Source organism: Sphingomonas sp., from assembly GCF_024508665.1.
In the GTDB taxonomy this organism is placed as follows: domain Bacteria; phylum Pseudomonadota; class Alphaproteobacteria; order Sphingomonadales; family Sphingomonadaceae; genus Sphingomonas.
Genome location: NZ_JANINP010000006.1, coordinates 18,888 through 36,042, shown reverse-complemented (window position 1 = coordinate 36,042; position 17,155 = coordinate 18,888). Strand labels below are relative to the sequence as shown.

Genomic DNA, 17,155 nt, shown 5'->3' with positions numbered 1-17,155 from the left:
CGCTCACTCCGCTGCGTCGATCGCGAGGCCGCCGCCCAGCGCGCCGAGTTCGCCGTCGGCGCGCGCCTTGCGGCCATAGACCAATTCGAACAGCGGTCCGGCCATCATCGTCGTGACGATCGCCATCAGCACCAGCATCGAGAACAGGGTCGGGCCGATGATGCCCTTCTGCAGCCCGATATTGATGATGATCAGCTCCATCAGTCCACGCGAGTTCATCAGCGCCCCGATGCCGAGCGCGGTACGATTGTCCTCGCCCGACAGCCGCGCCGCTGCCCAGCAGGCGCCGAACTTGGCCAGCACCGATACCGCCAGGATACCAAGGGCGATCAGTACCAGCTCGACCGAATTGACCATGTCCATCCGGGTGTTGAGCCCCGAATAGGTGAAGAACATCGGCAGCAGCAGCACGACCGCGAGCGGCTCGACCTTGCGCTTCAATTCCTCGACGAACAGGCCGCGCGGCATGCATACGCCGAGCAGGAAGCCGCCGAAGATCGCATGGATGCCGATCGCGTCCATCACGAACGCCGAGGTGCAGAACAGCATCATCGTGATCGCGAGCACGGTCGTGCTCATCTCGCCGCGCGCCTCGACCGCGCGGCCCAGCGGCGCGAGCAGGCGCCGGCCATAGAGCAGCATGAACGCGGTGTAGAGAATCGCCCCGCCGATCGCGAGCACCGCGACCCCCGGGCCCGCGCCGAACGTCGCAAGCACCACCGCGAGCACGCACCACGAACTGGCGTCGTCGAACGCGCCTGCGGTCAGCGACAAGGTGCCGAGCGAGGAATTGGCGAGGCCGCGCTCGTTGATGATCCGCGCCAGCATTGGGAATGCGGTCAAGGCGATGCACGCGCCCATGAACAGGGTCGCGTTGGCGTTGCTGATGCCGGGTGCGAACAGCCCGGGCACGGTCAACAGCATCGGCGTGATCAGCGCGGCGAGCAGGAACGGCACGGCGATACCCGCGGCCGAGACGCCAGCCGCGCTCTTCGCCTTTGCCTTGAAGTGATCGAGGTTGAGCGTCAGCCCGACCATGAACATGTACAGCCCGACGCCGAGTTGCGCGCCGGCATAGAGCACGTTCCGCGTTTCCTTGGGGAACAAGGCAAGCTGGAAATCGGGGAACAGCAGCCCGAGCAGCGACGGTCCCAGGACGACGCCGGCGATCATCTCGCCCACCACCTGCGGCTGGCCGAGCAGTTTCTGCCCAGCCCAACCGACGACACGGCAGGCGAGCAGGATCACCGCGAGTTGCAGGAAGAAATGCACGCTGAAATCGCCCGGCGTGTAGCTCTTGGCGACCGCCTGCACCGCAGGGCCATGCGGTGCCAGGATTCCGGTCACCGTCGATACCAGACTGTCGATCACACCTTGCTGCGGCATGCGCCTTCCCCATCCCCAATTCCGACCCTTTGGCGGGTCCTATCGCGGGCAAGGGAGGGCCGATTGGGAACGTTAGCAATGGGCTTTTGAGCGCCTGTTGGTCCGCGGCGTCATTTTTCCGACGAGCGGGGGAAATGTGTTGCGAGTGAGCTACAAGGTAGTAACGTACCTACATAATCAACCGCCCAAACCGGCCGTGCGAGCACCAAAAATGCGAGTCGTTTCCAGCCGCGAATTCAATCAGGACGTCAGCCAGGCGAAGCGGCTGGCGCGATTCGAGCCGGTGTTCGTCACCGATCGCGGGCGGCCGACGCATGTCCTGATGAGCATGGAGGCGTTCCGCCGCCTGTCGGGCCAGAGCGAGACGATCGTCGATCTGCTCGCCGCGCCCAATGCGCCGGCCAATGCCTTGCCGGAACATGATCCGCCGCCGCGCGCCGATCCCTGGCGCCATCGCGATGGCGACCGCTGAATGCATTTGCTCGACACGCCCGTCGTGGTCGCGTTGCGCGACGCGCGCAGCGGGCGGGCCGACCCCGCGCTGACCGCCTGGGCATCAGGCGTCGCGCCGCAGAGCCTGTTCATCTCGGCGATCACGCTCCACGAACTGGAGGGCATCGCCGCCCGCTCCGCGCGCAAGGATCGCGCGGCCGGCGCCTCATGGCGCACTTGGCTCGACGATCAGGTGATGCGCGCGTTCGACGGGCGCGTGCTGGCGATCGACGCCGCGATCGTGCGTCGCGCCGCCGGCCTGGATTATGCCGACCCGCGCGACGCGCTGATCGCCGGGACTGCGCTCGAACACGGCCTAATGCTGGCGACCTTGCGACCGCGGGCGTTCAAGGCCGGCCGAGTCAAGCTGTTCGATCCGTCACGCTACGTCGCCGACGCGCCCGACGGCGACTGGCGCCAGGCATCGCGCGCGGCGCCGGCGTGGATCAAGGGCCTGTTCGTCCGCAGCTGAGGATTGTAGCGAAGGAACATGGAGGGAAAGCGCAGCATCCTGATCGTCGGTGGCGGCACCGCGGGCTGGTTGACGGCTGCCTATCTCGCGAAATTCTTCGACCTCGCCAATCGATCCGATCTGTCGATCAGCCTGGTCGAATCGCCCGGTATCGGGATCGTCGGCGTCGGCGAGGGCGCGTTCCCGACGATCCGCACCACGCTGCAATTCCTCGATATCGACGAGCGCGATTTCATCCGGGCGACGGGCGCGACGTTCAAGCAGGGGATCCGATTCGACCATTGGGTGCGGACGCCGGCGCCGGGCGAGCACGACCATTTCTTCCATCCGTTCGAAGCGCCGCTCTACACGCCCGACGCGAGCCTGGTGTCGCTGTGGCTCGCCGAGGACGAGACGACGCGCCCGCCCTTCGCCCAAGCGGTGACGATCCAGCACCGGGTCGCCGAAGAGCGCCGCGGGCCCAAGCGGGCCGAGGAGGACGGATTCGCCGCGCCACTCAATTACGCTTATCATTTCGACGCCACGGCGTTGGCGCGGTTGCTTGCCGATCGCGCGCGGCAATTGGGCGTGGCGCATATCGAGGATCGCCTGCTCGGCGCGAGATTGAACGAACGCGGTGGGATCGGGCATCTCGACTTCGAGCGCTCGGGCGCGCTGACCGCCGATCTGTACGTCGATTGCACCGGGCTCGCCGCCGAACTGATCGGCAATGCGATGCGCGAACCGCTGGTGTCGGTGCGCCGCTATCTGTTCACTGACCGCGCGCTTGCCTGCCGGGTGCCACGCGGCGATCCGGAAGCGCCTTTTCCGAGCTATACGATTGCCGCAGCGCATGAGGGTGGCTGGATCTGGGACATCGGGTTGCGCGACCTGCGCGGGGTCGGCTCGGTCTATTCGAGCGACCATATCGACGAGGCGCGGGCCCGCGACGTCCTGGGCGGTTATATCGGCCGACCCGAACTAGCCGCCGGCGCCCGGCTGATCGCCTTCGAACCCGGCTATCGCCGCCGGCAATGGGTCGGCAATTGTGTCGCAGTGGGGATGGCTGCAGGCTTTCTCGAGCCGCTCGAATCGACCGGCATCGTGCTGATCGAGGCGGCGGCGGCGATGATCGCCGAACTGCTCCCGCCAAGCGGTCCGGTCGACGCATCTGCGGATCGTTTCAATGCGCTGATGGCCGCGCGGTTCGACAATATCGTCAATTTTCTGAAGCTGCATTATTGCCTCAGCCGGCGCGACGAGCCGTTCTGGCGTGACAATGCCGATCTTGCGTCGATCCCCGACGCGCTGGCGGCAATGCTCGACCGCTGGCGTTCGCGCCCGCCCAGCCGCTTCGACTTCACGCTCGATGTCGAGACCTTCGCCTATTTCAACTATCAGTACATTCTCTATGGCATGGGCTTTCGGACCGAGCCGCCGAGTGGCGGAGCAGCTGACACCCATCGCGCCGCGAACGCCTTTGCCCGCATACGGCATTTCGGTGACCAGGCGGTTGACGATTTGCCGTCGCATCGCGAGCTGATCCGGCAGATTAACGAGAGTTGAGCAAGGGGCCGCTTGCGGCCCGAGACCCCCGCCTTCGCGGGGGCTGCGCTTCAAATGCCCTTGGCATTTGACGCTTGAAAAGAGGGCCGGTGACTTTCGTCACCGGCCCAGGTCGTCCGCAGGAGGAACGAGGTTGGGGGCGCCGGGTCGACCGGCGCCCCGATCGTGTCAGTAGTGGTAAGCCCGCTCGCCATGCTCGGCGATGTCGAGGCCTTCCCGCTCCACTTCTTCGGAGACCCGGAAGCCCCAGAGCTTGTCGATGATGAAGTACAGGATCGCGGCGCCGACGCCCGACCAGAGGAGTGTGAAGCCGACGGCCCAGCCCTGGGTGATCAGCTGATGGACCCAGTCATAGGGCGCCACGACGAGCGTGCCCGGCTTGGAGGCATAGTCGGCGATGCCCTGACCACCCAGCGCCGGATTGGCAAGGATCGCGGTCATCAGCGCGCCGGTGATGCCACCGATGCAGTGGACGCCGAACACGTCGAGCGAGTCGTCATACTTGAACTTCGACTTCACCACGCTGACGAAGAAGAAGCAGATCGGCGAGACCATCAGGCCGAGGATCACCGAGCCCATGGTGCCGGCAAAGCCCGAGGCGGGAGTGACGGCGACGAGACCGGCGACGACACCCGAGGCGGCACCGAGCAGCGACGGCTTGCCGCGCACGATCTGTTCGGTCAGCAGCCAGCTCATCCCGGCGGCGGCGGTGGCGATCATGGTGTTCATGAAGGCGACCGAGGCGATCGACGAGGCTTCGAGGTTGGAGCCGGCGTTGAAGCCGAACCAGCCCACCCACAGCAAGGAGGCGCCGATCATGGTCATGGTCAGCGAGTGCGGCGGCATCGGCTCGTTGGGATAGCCGAGACGCTTGCCGAGCAGCAGGCACATCACCAGGCCGGTGATACCCGCATTGATATGGACGACGGTACCGCCCGCGAAGTCGATCGCGCCCCATTGGAAGAGCAGGCCGGCGTCGGCATTCGCAGCGTCGAGCGCTTCCTTGCCCTTGAGCGCGGCCGCGGCGATGGCGTCAGGACCGTCCCAGCACCAGACCATGTGCGCGATCGGGAAGTAGACGAAGGTCACCCAGAGCGCGACGAACAGCATCAGCGGCGAGAACTTCACGCGCTCCGCCACCGACCCGACGAACAGCGCCGGCGTGATCATCGCGAAGGTCATCTGGAACAGGACGTAGGTCAGTTCCGGAATATAGACGCCGTTGGAGAAGGTCGCCGCCGCGGAATTGGCATCGACGCCCTTCAGGAACAGCTTGGTGAAGGGATTGCCGACCAGCGAATTGTAGGTCGTGAACGTCTCCGAATAGCCCCAGCATACCCAGATCACGCCGACCATGCAGACGATCATCAGCACCTGGGTCAGCACCGACAGCATGTTCTTGGTGCGGACCAGGCCGCCATAGAATAAGGCCAGCCCCGGTACCGACATCATCAGCACCAGCAAGGTCGACACCAGCATCCACGTATTGTCGCCCTTGTTCATATTGGCGAGCGACGGCGTAGCGATGGCCGGTGTGGCGGCAGGCGCGGGTGCAGCCGCCGCGGCCTGGGCAAAGGCCGGATGGCACATCAGCGCGGCAACGCCGACGGCTCCCAGTCCGGCCAGTATCTTGGTCGATTGTTTCATCATTCCCCCCATCTCAGAGAGCGCTGTCGTCGGTTTCGCCGGTGCGGATGCGCACCGCCTGACCGACGTCGAGCACGAAGATCTTGCCGTCGCCGATGGCGCCGGTGTTGGCGGATGCCTGGATCGCCTCGACCACCGCGCCCGCCATGTCGGATGCGCAGGCGACCTCGATCTTGATCTTCGGCACCATGTTCGTGCTGTATTCCGCACCGCGGTAAATCTCCGTCTGACCCTTTTGTCGGCCGAACCCCTTTACCTCGGTCACGGTCATGCCCGCGACGCCCACGCCAGACAGTGCTTCGCGCACCTCGTCGAGCTTGAACGGTTTGATGATGGCAATGACGAGTTTCATCGCGCCCCTTTCCGTTTTGTCCCGGAATGCTGCATCGCAAGGGGCGTGCCAGATTCGAATCCGCGCGTTTCGGCGCGGAATCGCGCAACGAAATGTTACGGCCGCGTTAAAATTTGTGCAGTTGCGAAGGCATGCTTATTTTTCAGGCAGAGTCGTCTGCCCATTCTTTGAGCAGGCGCCGCGCAGGGGCAAGATCCTCCTCGTCCACCATCACCCGCACCGGGATCAGCCGGAACGACCCCTCCGCCATATGCGTGCCAGCGTCGAATGTGATCGCCGGAATGCCCTCGGATTCAAGCCGGCCGACGATGATATGCGCTTCCGGATAGGAATAGCCGCCGAGTTCTACCAGGCTCATTGCTGTTGTTGTTCCTGTTGCTGGCTCGCGCGCGGTACCTGGGGCGGGCCCTGCGTCGGATTGCGGACCGGCAAGCCGTCGATGCTCTTCAGCCGCACCGCATATTTGGCCTGGCGCACCTCCTCGCCATATTGGCGATGATATTTGCTCAGCGTGTCGCGCTCGCGCTCGAAGCTCATATGCGGGACGCCCCAGCCGCAGCTGGTCTGGACCTGATCGACATGGATCACGAAGATCTGCCGCGTGCCGGGCAGCAGGTCGAACAGCGCGGCATGTTCGGCCCAATCGGCGTCTTGCGGCAGCACCGGCCGGCCGCGGCCATAGAGGCGCAGGATCAATGCGGGATTGTCGAACGCGCAGAACATGATGGTGATGCGCCCATCGGCGAGCAAATGCGCGTTGGTCTCGTTGCCCGACCCCTGCACGTCGAGATAGGCGACGCGGTTGGGCGACAGGACGCGGAAGCTGTCCATGCCCTTGGGACTCAGATTGACCCGCGCGTCGGCCGCGGCGGTGGCGACGAAGAAGATCGGCTGGCGTTCGACGAACGTGATATGCTTGTCGCTCAGCGCATCGAAGAACTCGGCCATTCGCTATCCGTCATCCAGCTCTCTATCTCGTCATCCCAGCGAAAGCTGGGATCTCACGCCGTATCACACCATCGCCTGATACCCCAGCTTTCGCTGGGGTGACGGGTTTGGGCACGGGCCTGCCCTAGACTTTGCGCGGTACGCGCGGGCGGCCGATCGGGCATTCGAGCGCATCGCGATCCCAATCGGCGAGGTCGGCGGCGGCGTCATAGGTCGACTGACAAAAGGCGAGCAATGCGGCGTCGGGATCGGGGGCGGCGCGAACCGCGGTATAAGGCAGGATGAACTCGCGCATGTCGGCGTTCCACGCGGCCTGTTTGGGCTGAACCGCCGCCGCGGCATAACCGGCGGGTTCGGGATACGCGTAGGCGTAGAAGGCGGCGTGCGGAAAGGCGTCGCTGCCGGGCCAGAAGCCGACGCTCGCTTCCTCGTGGCTGTAGGCCTCGCACGCGACATCGTCGGGCAGGCCGGGCATGCCGCCGGGATGCTTCGGCGCCGTGCGGCCCGAAAAGCGCGTCACGGCGAGGTCGAAACTGCCCCAGAACAGATGGATCGGGCTCGCCTTGCCGAGGAAGCCGGTGCGGAAGCGGTAGAAGACGCGCTGCACCTGAATCAGCGCGCGCCAGAACGCGCGGGCGGCGTCGGGGTCGTAGGGGCGCTGCTCGTGGTCGTCCGCGAAGGGAGGATAGCCGGGCATCTCGCTCGGGCTGCCGTCGAAGTCCGACGCGCTGCCCAAGGCCTCGATCGCGGCGACCACGTCGGCATGGAAGTCGGCGATCGTTCCTGCCGCCAACGGGATCGATCGCATCCCACCATCGCTGGTCGCGAACGTCACCGCATCGCTGGTCAGATCGAAGTCGATCTGCAGGATGCGCTCGCCGCAGGGAATCGCCGAGGTCGTCCAGCCCCGCGCGCTCAGGTAAAAGGGGACGTGCCAGCTATGGTTGAGCCACGGCGTCAGCGCGAGCCGCACCTTGCCGACGATCTGGCAGCGCAATTGCAGCCCGATCGCGGTCTCGCGCCATTGGGTCCAATCGAGAGCCGGCCAGCTGTTCATATAATGCCTCAATCGATGATTTGCGGGGGATCGCCGACATCGGCAATCAGCGCGAGCGGGCCGCAAGCCGGCGTCAATTTACGAAGGACATCAGCAATCAACTGCTCATGGCCTTTCTCGAACCAAAGCTGTTGTGGCTCATCGTCACCGGTGAATTCGGTGATCTGAAGCAGCGTCCACAATTCGTCGTCTGCGGCTCCTTGCGTAAGGAAGGCAGAGTAAGAAGCGCCGATACCGTTGTCGGTTATCTTGGCGGAGCCGGGAAAGGCTGCAAGCATCTGCTTAATCTCGATACCTGTCGGGAACCGCGAGCCCTTGTCAGGGAATGCTATTCCCTGATCGTCGAGCCATGCACGCATCTGTTCGTCGAGAGGCCAAACCGTCCACAAAACGCCCATATGACTCCCCGAGTCTTAGAATCGATACGACCAAGTCAAATCGTCACCCCGGCCTTGTGCCGGGGTCCACCGGGCCGCAAATCCAAGGACCGACGGATGCGCTGCACAATGGACGCCGGCACAAGGCCGGCATGGCGGAAAAACCAGGCCTTTAAACAGCCGTTCCGCCCACCGTCAGCCCCGACACCAGCAAGGTCGGCTGGCCGACGCCCGCAGGCACGCTCTGTCCGCCCTTGCCGCACATGCCGACGCCTTCGTCGAGCGCGAAGTCGTTGCCGATACCGGTGACCTTGGTCAGCACGCTGGGCCCGTCGCCGATCAAGGTCGCGCCCTTGATCGGCGCGCCCAATTTGCCGTTCTCGATCAGATAGGCCTCGGTGCAGCTGAACACGAACTTGCCCGAGACGATATCGACCTGGCCGCCGCCGAACGACTTGGCGAAGATGCCTTTCTTGACCCGGCTGAGCAATTCGGCGGGATCGTCCTGGCCGCCCTTCATGAAGGTGTTGGTCATGCGCGGCATCGGCGCGTGCGCGAACGATTCGCGGCGACCGTTGCCGGTCGGCTCGACGCCCATCAGCCGCGCGTTGAGGCGGTCGTGGATATAGCCCTTGAGGATGCCGTCTTCGATCAGGATATTCTCGCGCGTCGGCGTGCCTTCGTCGTCGATCGACAGCGACCCGCGCCGCGCATTGATCGAGCCGTCGTCGACCACGGTGACGCCCGGCGCCGCGACGCGCTCGCCGATCCGGCCTGAGAAAGCGCTCGTGCCCTTGCGGTTGAAATCGCCCTCCAGCCCATGGCCGATCGCTTCGTGCAGAAGCACGCCGGGCCAGCCCGGCCCGAGCAAGACGGTCATCTCGCCCGCTGGAGCGGCGACCGAGTCGAGATTGACCAGCGCCTGGGCCAGCGCCTCGTCGATCGCGCGGTTCCAGGTCGCGGGATCGAACAGCGACTCGTAGAGATAGCGGCCGCCGATTCCGAACGTGCCGGTCTCGCGCCGGCCATTATGCTCGACCACGATCGAGACGTTCAGCCGGACCAGCGGCCGCACGTCGGTCGCGGTGAAGCCGTCGGGTCGCACGACCTCGACCACGTTCCACGATCCCGACAGGCTGACCGAGACCTGGGCGACGCGCGGATCGCGGGCGCGCGCGGCGGCGTCGATCGTCTGGCATAAATTCACCTTGTCGGCGAACGGGATCATGTCGAGCGGATCGGCATCCGTATAAAGATGCCGGTTGGTATGCTGCGGCGGCGGCGCCTTGGGGCCGGTCGACGGATCGATCAGCGCCATCGTCTCCGACGCGCGCAGGATCGCCGGCGCGCTGATCTCATTGGCATGGGCGAAGGCGGTGGTCTCGCCCGACACCGCGCGCAGGCCGAAGCCCGAATGCGTGTCGTAGCTGGCGGTCTTCAGCCGCCCGTCGTCGAACCCGAACGCCTCCGACCGGGCATATTGCAGATAGAGCTCGCCGTCATCGGCATGGTCGAGCGCTGCAGCGGTCAGCCTTTTGGCCTCTTCAGGGTCGAGCTGGTCGCGATACAGGAACTGGCGGGGGTCGGCGGGACTGGTCATGCCCGCCAATATAGGGCGCCTAATCCGTCAAGCCAGCGGCTTCACGATCTGAACATATTCGGCGAGATTCGTACCCTTATTAAGCTCGGTGACATAAGACACCGGCAAGCCCGCGCGTTCAACGACCTCGGCCTTGCTAACACTTCTCAAGGTTTCCGCATGCGCGATGCCGAACAAATGAATGCTCGCCGCCTTGCGACTTTTTGGGGCTGAATCGTAAGAGCGCCGTAACTCGGAGGCCAACTCTGCCACGGCGCCTGACATCAGAGGCTGGCACCCGCCGGGTGATCCGGCAACTGGCTCTGGTCGGCGCCGTCGGCGGGGCCGCCGATCAGGACGAAGCGGCGGTCGCAATAGCCGCAATCGACATAGCCGGCCTCGTCGATCTGCAGGAACACGCGGGGGTGGCCCAGCGCCGCGCCGCCGGGAATGTCGGTCGCGCCGTCGCAGGCGACGCGGGGATGGGAGACGCGGACGATTTCGGGCGGTGCGATCATGCTGGCGCGATAGCAAGGCGCGTCGGCGGCATCAATCTCTCCCGCTGCCTTGCCAAGCTCGACCCCGCGACGCACGATGCCCCCCATGATCCTAGTAAAGCTTGCGGCGATCGCCGCCCTGATCGTGGCGGCTCCGGCCGCCGCCATGCCCCAAGCGGCGACCAAGCCCGGTGCGGCCAAGGCTGCCGCGAAGCCGACGCCGGCCAAACCGACCGCGGCCAAGGGTAAAGCCAAGCCGAAGGCCAGGACCAAACTCCCACCGCCGGCGCTCAACATCGCCGAGAAGGATGGGTTCGCCGTCATGCAGGTCGCGGCGTCCGACGCCGCGGCGTTCATCGCCGCGTGGAAGATCGGTGACGGCGCGAAGAACGAAACGACGCGCACGGTCGCGGACAAACCGCTCTTCACGCTCTTGATCTTCCGTGGCTGCAAGGCTGATGCCGACGGCAAATGCGACATCGTCGCCGATTTCGCGATCACCCGGCCGGACGGGACGGTGAACGAGGACAACAAGGGCGTCGTCATCTGGAACAAGACCGCGCCGGCCGATTCCAAGAAGCCGATGATCGGCGATGGCGCACTCGGTTATGGCGTGGATTCCGAAGGGCCGTTCGGCGACTATCGGGTGGTCGCGACCGTGACGGATAAGGTGGCGGGGACATCGGTCACGACCGAGCAGACGCTGACGATCGCTCCGGCGCTCGCCACGCCAGAGGTGAAGTAGGGTCAAAAGTCCTCCCCGTTTACGGGGAGGGGGACCGCTCGCGCAGCGAGTGGTGGAGGGGGCCCTCCACACCTACGTCATCGCTTGGGGGCGACCCCCTCCACTAAGCCGCTACGCGTCTTGGTCCCCCTCCCCGTGCCGGGGAGGAATTGCGGTCACGCCTCGCTCGACGCGGAATGCTATCGTCACGACGTCCGGATCGTCGTCCCAGCGGTCGCCGGGCGCATGGATCAGGTCCCAATGCGCCCGGAATGCCCGGCGCGGGTCGAGATGATGGCCATTGATCGGCTTGGGCCAGCGCCACAGCAGGCCGGCGAAGGAGGGCATTACGCCTTCCGCGCGGGCATCTGCTCGGGTCATCTCGCGCAATCGTCCCGGCCGCGCCGACTCGACCGCCAGCGTCAGCCGCGTCGCCCAGGCCGGCATATGCATCGCGCCGAGCCACTGACTGTAGCTGTCGGTCGGACGCCGCCCGCGCTCGTGGCTGCCATCGCGATGCTGCCGCCAGCCATCGGCGAACACCACCAGCTCGGCCCGGCGGCGGGCCGTCGCGTGGAGCTTGCCGCCGACGATCCGCGCCGGGATGCATGCCTCGCGGACCTGGATGCGATCGCCGGGCACGACAGACGCGAGCGGGCTGTGCGCGGGAACGCGCATCTCGCTTTTGCCTCGAGAGAGAAGTGCGGCGGCCATGCCGGGGTCCGCGATGACGAAGGCGTTCATGCGCGACAGGCTCTAGCGGCTGCCGTGGCGCGCGAATACCGGTGCGAAGGCTTGGCGATGCGCGTCAGCGCGCCTAAGTCCGGGCTATGACCGACGCCGCCATCGTAATCGACCAGCTGTGCAAGACCTATGCGGGGGGCAAGCGCGCCCTGGATGGCGTCAGTTTCGAGGTCCCGCGCGGATCGGTGTTCGGGTTGCTCGGTCCCAATGGCGCGGGCAAGTCGACGCTGATCAACATCCTCGCCGGGCTGGTCAACAAGACTTCCGGCCGCGCCGAAATCTGGGGGTTCGACGTCGACGAGCATCCGCGCAATGCCAAATATTCAATCGGTATCGTCAACCAGGAGATCACCTTCGACCCCTTCTTCACCCCGCTGGAGACGCTGGAAATCACCGCCGGGCTGTACGGCGTGCCGAAGAACAAGCGCATCTCGATGAACCTGCTCCGCGCGGTCCATCTCGAAGACAAGGCCAAGGCCTATTCGCGCACGCTGTCGGGCGGCATGAAACGCCGGCTGATGGTGGCGAAGGCGATGGTCCATTCCCCGCCCGTGCTGGTGCTCGACGAGCCGACCGCGGGTGTCGACGTCGAATTGCGCCAGCAGCTCTGGGCCTATGTCCGCGAACTCAACCAGCGCGGCGTGACGATCGTGCTGACCACGCATTATCTCGAGGAAGCCGAAGAGCTGTGCGACCGCATCGCGATCATCAACCACGGCAAGGTGATCGCCAACGAGCCGACCCGCGACCTGGTCGGCATGGCGCAGGAAAAGGTGGTCGAGGTGACAGTCGACCGCGACATCGCTTCCACGCCACAAGCCAGCTGTTTCCAGAAAGTCGAGCTCAAGGGCGAGCGTGTGCTCGAGATCACGTATCGTAAGGATCAGGCCAATGCCGGCCAAGTGCTCGATGCGGTGCAGAAGGGTGGTTACGCAATCATCGACGTCTCGACCAAGGAGCCCGATCTCGAGGACGTGTTCCTCAACTTGACGCGCGAGTCGAACGCTGCCTAGCTTTCGCGGAGGCTCGCAAGCGCCTCGGCCGAGGCGCGGCTTGGCTCCGGATAACCGCTGAACCGCGCGAACACCCGCCACTTGCCGTCATCCTCTCGGCGCCACAGGTCGGTCAGCCAGAAAGCCCCCGAGCGATCGTGGCCGTCGAGCTCGGCCTCCTGCTCGGCGATCGACGACATCGCTGCCAGGCCGTCCCCTATCGGGCGCACCTGGACGTCGCGATAGGCAAAGCGCGAACAGCGATAGCGGTCGCACGTGTCGAGCCATGCCTGCCGCGTCATCGGGCGTGTCGGAAAAGCGGAGACGGTCAGGGTGAAATCCTCGGCTAGGCTGTCGTCGAGCGTGGCACGGTCGAGCGCCACCCATGCCTGCATCCAGCGAGTCGCGGCTCGCTCCACTTCCTGTAGGCGATCGTCCATCGTCCTCTCCCCAGCGAGCGACTGTATCACGCGGCTGAATTTGCAATAGCGCCCTTTCCGCGACTAGTCCGGCGCAGCTTGCAGCGGAGAGCGACGTGACCGACCCCCACAATTCCGACGTGCTGATCATCGGCTCCGGTGCCGCGGGCCTCACCGCCGCGCTCAACCTCGCCGATCGTTTCCGCGTCACCGTCCTGGCCAAGGGCGGCCTCGCCGAGGGCTCGACCGCCTGGGCGCAGGGTGGGATCGCCGCGGTGCTCGAGCCGGGCGACACGTTCGACAGCCATATCGAGGACACGATGATCGCCGGCGCGGGATTGAACGACCGCAAGACCGTCGAATTCGTCGTCGAGAACGCGCCGCGCGCGATCGAGCGGCTGATCGAGCTCGGCGTGCCGTTCAACAAGGAAGGCGGCGACCTCCATCTGACGCGGGAGGGCGGGCACAGCCATCGCCGCATCGTCCATGTCAACGACGCCACCGGTTGGGCGGTGCAGGAGGCGTTGCTGCATGCCGCGCAAGCGCACGCCAACATCACCCTCGTCCCCGACATGGTGGTAGTCGATCTCGCCACCTCGAAGCACGAGGAGCGCTATTCGGGCGCGGGCAACGTCTGGGGCGTCTATGCGGTCAACCGCGCGACCGGGCGGGTGGAGCTGTTCACCGCCAATGCCACGATCCTCGCGACGGGCGGGGCGGGGCGCACCTATCTGTTCTCGACCGCGCCGCGCGGCGCGACCGGGGACGGCATCGCGATGGCGTGGCGCGCGGGCTGCCGCATCTCGAACATGGAGATGATGCAGTTCCACCCCACCTGTCTCTACAATCTCGAGGTCAAGAACTTCCTGATCACCGAGGCGGTGCGCGGCGAGGGCGGGCAGCTCAAGATTCCCGAAACCGGCTATCGCTTCATGCCCGATTTCGATCCGCGCGCCGAACTCGCGCCGCGCGACGTGGTGGCGCGCGCGATCGACCATGAGATCAAGCGGCTCGGTCTCGACTATGTCCATCTCGACATCAGCCATATGGGCGCCGAGTTCGTCACCCATCACTTCCCGACGATCTATGAGAAGCTCAAGGGCCTCGGCATCGACATGACCAAGGAGCCGATCCCGGTCGTGCCGGCGCAGCATTATACCTGCGGCGGGATCGTGATCGATCTGGATGGGCGTACCGATCTCCCGCACCTCTATGCTGCAGGCGAATGCACCGAATCCGGACTCCACGGCGCCAACCGCCTGGCGTCCAACTCGCTGCTCGAATGTTTCGTGTTCGGCGAGGCCTGCGCCCGGCACATCAACGCGCATTGGGACGATTTGCCGCCGCCGCCCGCGATCCGGCCGTGGGACGAAAGCCGCGTCACCGATTCGGACGAAGAGGTCGTGATCAAGCAGAACTGGACCGAGATCCGCCGCTTCATGTGGAATTATGTCGGCATCGTCCGCACCACCAAAAGGCTCGAACGCGCGGCGCACCGGATCAAGCTGCTGACCGGCGAGGTCGAGGATTATTACGGGCATTTCCGCGTGACGCCCGACCTGATCGAGCTCAGGAATCTGCTCCAGACATCGGACCTGATCGTGCGCTCGGCGCTGCATCGCCACGAATCGCGCGGCCTGCATTACACGCTCGATTATCCCGAAACCTTGCCGGTCGCGGTCGACACGGTTCTTGTTCCGTAGACGGCACCAGCCCGCTCCCCCACCCGACCGCCCATAGAATATCCTGATTGGGCGGTCGGGTGGGGGAGCGGGCTGGCACCGCATCCGATTCTGCGCAGCAGAATCGCTAAAACGTGATCTCACGGAATCTCAGCGGGTTGGTTGCTCGGCCCGCCGCTTTTCAGGTGCGGTTCATCGCGGAGACCCTATCTCAGGGATTCCGCAACCGGTTTCCTGCGATACTCTCGTCGTCGAGAAAACACGGGCGGGGGTCATGGGTCGTTCTGTGAAGCGTTTCGGTAAAATAGCGTTGGGTACAATCGCCGGCCTCGCGATCGCGGGCTGCGTCTCCGACAGCCAGTCCAACAGAGTTGCGCGCGCCGTATCGCCGCCGGTGGCCTATGCGCCGCCGCGCGAAGTGGTGCAGCCGATCCCGGTGGCCAAGCCGGTGGTGCCGGCGCCCGCCGCGCTGACCGCGCTGGTGCCTTCGCTGACGCGCAATTTCGGTGGCAAGGTCGGCATCGCGGTGACGAGCATCGACGACGGCTGGACGGTCACGTCGAACGGCGATCTGAAATTGCCGCAACAAAGCGTGTCGAAATTGTGGGTCGCGATGACCGTGCTGGACCTGCGCGATCAGGGCAAATTGACGCTCAACGACCCCTATACCGTGCGCAAGGACGACCTGACCTTGTTCCATCAGCCGATCGCGGCGTTGGTCAAGGATGACGGCTACAAGACCACCGTCGGCGAATTGCTGCAGCGCGCGCTGACGCAGAGCGACAATACCGCCAATGACTGCCTGTTGCGGCTGGCCGGCGGGCCGACCGCGGTGCGCGCCTTCCTGGCGAAGAAGGGGATCGCCGATATCCGTTTCGGACCGGGCGAGCGCCTGTTGCAGAGCTTCACCGCCGGGCTCGAATGGAAACCGCAATATTCGACCGGCCGCGCGTTCGAGGCCGCGCGCTCGAAAATTCCGGCATCGACGCGGATGGACGCGTTCGAGCGCTATATCGCCGATCCGCCCGACGGCGCCGCGCCGCGCGCGATCGCGACCGCGCTCGCCCGGTTGAAGAAGGGCGAATTGCTCTCGCCGGCCTCGACCCAATATCTGATGTCGACGATGGAATCCTCCCATACCGGGCGCCAGCGGCTGCGCGGTGCGGTGCCCGAAGGCTGGACGTTCGGGCACAAGACCGGGACCGGCCAGGATTTCAGCGGCCGGACCGCCGGCTATAACGACGTCGGCTTCCTCATCGCGCCCAACGGCAAGGCCTATGCCATCGCTGTGATGATCGGCGACACGCCAAAGACCATCCCCGAGCGCCAGCAATTGATGCAGGCGGTGGTGACGGGCGTGGTGACCAACCACCGTTGGTAATTTTTTGACCGCAATCCCCGGGGCGCGGTCCGGCAAAGCCGCGCCCTATGGGCGGTTGCATGAACGATGATCACGATTGGGCCGCGCTCGCCGGCGACCTTGATGCGCGCGGCTGGGCGGTGCTGCCCGGCCTGCTCGATTCCGACAACTGTAGGCGGATTGCCGTCGGCTATGACGATCCGGGACAGTTTCGCAGTCACGTAATGATGGCGCGCCACGGCTTCGGGCGCGGCGAATATCGTTACTATCGCTATCCGCTGCCCGATCCCATCAGCGGGTTGCGCGCGGCGCTCTATCCGCGCCTGGCCCCGATCGCCAATCGCTGGCACGAGCGGCTCGGCCTGCCAACGCGCTTCCCCGCCGAGCATGGCGCGTTCCTCGCGCGGTGCCATGAAGCGGGTCAGACGCGGCCGACGCCGTTGCTGCTCCGTTATGGTCCCGGTGACTATAATTGCCTGCACCAGGATCTGTACGGCGAGCACGTCTTCCCGCTCCAGGTCGCGATCCTGCTCTCGCGCCCGGGCCAGGATTTCGCGGGCGGCGAATTCGTCCTGACCGAACAGCGCCCGCGCATGCAGTCGCGGGTCGAAGTGGTGCCGCTCGCCCAAGGGGATGCGGTGGTGTTTGCGGTCAACCACCGGCCGGTAGCCGGGGCGCGCGGCGATTATCGCGTAGCTATGCGTCATGGCGTCAGCACGTTGCGGTCGGGGCGGCGGCATACTTTGGGAATCATCTTCCACGACGCGGCGTAGGGAGCGCCCCGCCGGAGGGACGGACGGCCTTAGCACAACTCCCAACGTCACCCCGGGCTTGTCCCGGGGTCCAACGCGAGCCAGGCGTGAAGCAAGAGGTTCGAGTCCG

At 65.4% G+C, this 17,155-nt stretch carries 20 protein-coding genes; 8 read left to right on the top strand and 12 right to left on the bottom strand.

Annotated elements, in window-relative coordinates; all coding sequences use genetic code 11:
- Nucleotides 1–3: 3 nt before the first annotated feature.
- Nucleotides 4–1,386: a cation:proton antiporter gene (locus Q0L25_RS08920; protein ID WP_296613482.1), complete on the bottom strand. Its 1,383-nt coding sequence runs from the start codon at nt 1,384–1,386 to the stop codon at nt 4–6.
- Between the two features lie 211 nt (nt 1,387–1,597).
- On the opposite strand from Q0L25_RS08920, the gene Q0L25_RS08915 reads away from it, so the two are divergent.
- The 3 genes from Q0L25_RS08915 to Q0L25_RS08905 are packed head-to-tail and all read left to right on the top strand — an operon-like array spanning nt 1,598 to nt 3,895.
- Nucleotides 1,598–1,858: a type II toxin-antitoxin system Phd/YefM family antitoxin gene (locus Q0L25_RS08915; RefSeq protein ID WP_296613480.1), complete on the top strand. Its 261-nt coding sequence runs from the start codon at nt 1,598–1,600 to the stop codon at nt 1,856–1,858.
- A complete protein-coding gene (locus tag Q0L25_RS08910; RefSeq protein ID WP_296613479.1) occupies nt 1,859–2,350 on the top strand; it encodes a PIN domain-containing protein in 492 nt (163 codons plus the stop codon).
- Nucleotides 2,351–2,368: 18 nt separating this feature from the next.
- Nucleotides 2,369–3,895 carry a tryptophan halogenase family protein gene (locus tag Q0L25_RS08905; RefSeq protein ID WP_296613477.1) on the top strand — a complete coding sequence of 509 codons (1,527 nt, stop codon included), beginning with the start codon at nt 2,369–2,371 and terminating at the stop codon, nt 3,893–3,895.
- 168 nt (nt 3,896–4,063) lie between these two features.
- Here Q0L25_RS08905 and Q0L25_RS08900 read toward each other — a convergent pair whose 3' ends face one another.
- The 9 genes from Q0L25_RS08900 to Q0L25_RS08860 all read right to left on the bottom strand — a co-directional run bounded on the left by Q0L25_RS08900 (nt 4,064) and on the right by Q0L25_RS08860 (nt 10,373).
- Nucleotides 4,064–5,542, bottom strand: a complete 1,479-nt coding sequence (locus Q0L25_RS08900) for an ammonium transporter (protein WP_296613476.1) — start codon at nt 5,540–5,542, stop codon at nt 4,064–4,066.
- Nucleotides 5,543–5,555: 13 nt separating this feature from the next.
- Entirely contained in the window at nt 5,556–5,894 is a 339-nt protein-coding gene (locus tag Q0L25_RS08895) for a P-II family nitrogen regulator (protein WP_066591586.1), read from the bottom strand.
- A 142-nt stretch (nt 5,895–6,036) separates the two neighbouring features.
- On the bottom strand, nt 6,037–6,252 hold the full coding sequence (locus tag Q0L25_RS08890) for a DUF2007 domain-containing protein (RefSeq protein ID WP_296613473.1): 216 nt from the start codon (nt 6,250–6,252) through the stop codon (nt 6,037–6,039).
- A complete protein-coding gene (locus Q0L25_RS08885) occupies nt 6,249–6,842 on the bottom strand; it encodes a pyridoxamine 5'-phosphate oxidase family protein (RefSeq protein ID WP_296613471.1) in 594 nt (197 codons plus the stop codon). The genes Q0L25_RS08890 and Q0L25_RS08885 overlap by 4 nt, the downstream gene beginning before the upstream one ends.
- Nucleotides 6,843–6,966: 124 nt before the next feature.
- Entirely contained in the window at nt 6,967–7,899 is a 933-nt protein-coding gene (locus Q0L25_RS08880) for a DUF5996 family protein (RefSeq protein WP_296613470.1), read from the bottom strand.
- A gap of 8 nt (nt 7,900–7,907) precedes the next feature.
- Nucleotides 7,908–8,297, bottom strand: a complete 390-nt coding sequence (locus Q0L25_RS08875) for a hypothetical protein (RefSeq protein WP_296613468.1) — start codon at nt 8,295–8,297, stop codon at nt 7,908–7,910.
- A gap of 151 nt (nt 8,298–8,448) precedes the next feature.
- Nucleotides 8,449–9,876 carry a metalloprotease TldD gene (gene tldD, locus Q0L25_RS08870; RefSeq protein WP_296613466.1) on the bottom strand — a complete coding sequence of 476 codons (1,428 nt, stop codon included), beginning with the start codon at nt 9,874–9,876 and terminating at the stop codon, nt 8,449–8,451.
- Between the two features lie 27 nt (nt 9,877–9,903).
- On the bottom strand, nt 9,904–10,140 hold the full coding sequence (locus Q0L25_RS08865; protein ID WP_296613464.1) for a hypothetical protein: 237 nt from the start codon (nt 10,138–10,140) through the stop codon (nt 9,904–9,906).
- Complete coding sequence (locus Q0L25_RS08860) at nt 10,140–10,373, bottom strand: zinc-finger domain-containing protein (RefSeq protein WP_296615645.1); 234 nt, start codon at nt 10,371–10,373, stop codon at nt 10,140–10,142. Before Q0L25_RS08860 ends, Q0L25_RS08865 begins: the two co-directional genes overlap by 1 nt.
- An 85-nt stretch (nt 10,374–10,458) precedes the next feature.
- On the opposite strand from Q0L25_RS08860, the gene Q0L25_RS08855 reads away from it, so the two are divergent.
- Nucleotides 10,459–11,097 (top strand): hypothetical protein, encoded by a 639-nt coding sequence (locus Q0L25_RS08855; protein WP_296613462.1) that lies wholly within the window; start codon nt 10,459–10,461, stop codon nt 11,095–11,097.
- Nucleotides 11,098–11,208: 111 nt separating this feature from the next.
- Here Q0L25_RS08855 and Q0L25_RS08850 read toward each other — a convergent pair whose 3' ends face one another.
- Nucleotides 11,209–11,820 (bottom strand): hypothetical protein, encoded by a 612-nt coding sequence (locus Q0L25_RS08850; RefSeq protein ID WP_296613461.1) that lies wholly within the window; start codon nt 11,818–11,820, stop codon nt 11,209–11,211.
- An 86-nt stretch (nt 11,821–11,906) separates the two neighbouring features.
- Between Q0L25_RS08850 and Q0L25_RS08845 the strand changes: the two genes are divergently transcribed.
- Nucleotides 11,907–12,833, top strand: a complete 927-nt coding sequence (locus Q0L25_RS08845) for an ABC transporter ATP-binding protein (RefSeq protein ID WP_296613459.1) — start codon at nt 11,907–11,909, stop codon at nt 12,831–12,833.
- Here the strand turns inward: Q0L25_RS08845 and Q0L25_RS08840 are convergent.
- The gene (locus Q0L25_RS08840; RefSeq protein WP_296613458.1) at nt 12,830–13,252 is read right to left on the bottom strand and encodes a nuclear transport factor 2 family protein; all 423 of its coding nucleotides are present in this window, start codon (nt 13,250–13,252) and stop codon (nt 12,830–12,832) included. The genes Q0L25_RS08845 and Q0L25_RS08840 overlap by 4 nt on opposite strands.
- Before the next feature lie 95 nt (nt 13,253–13,347).
- Here Q0L25_RS08840 and nadB point away from each other — a divergent pair, with 95 nt between their 5' ends.
- From nadB to Q0L25_RS08825, 3 genes are all read left to right on the top strand, one after another.
- Nucleotides 13,348–14,934 carry an L-aspartate oxidase gene (gene nadB / locus Q0L25_RS08835; protein ID WP_296613456.1) on the top strand — a complete coding sequence of 529 codons (1,587 nt, stop codon included), beginning with the start codon at nt 13,348–13,350 and terminating at the stop codon, nt 14,932–14,934.
- Between the two features lie 253 nt (nt 14,935–15,187).
- On the top strand, nt 15,188–16,294 hold the full coding sequence (gene bla, locus Q0L25_RS08830; RefSeq protein WP_296613455.1) for a class A beta-lactamase: 1,107 nt from the start codon (nt 15,188–15,190) through the stop codon (nt 16,292–16,294).
- 59 nt (nt 16,295–16,353) lie between these two features.
- Nucleotides 16,354–17,046 (top strand): 2OG-Fe(II) oxygenase, encoded by a 693-nt coding sequence (locus tag Q0L25_RS08825; RefSeq protein WP_296613453.1) that lies wholly within the window; start codon nt 16,354–16,356, stop codon nt 17,044–17,046.
- Nucleotides 17,047–17,155: the final 109 nt, after the last annotated feature.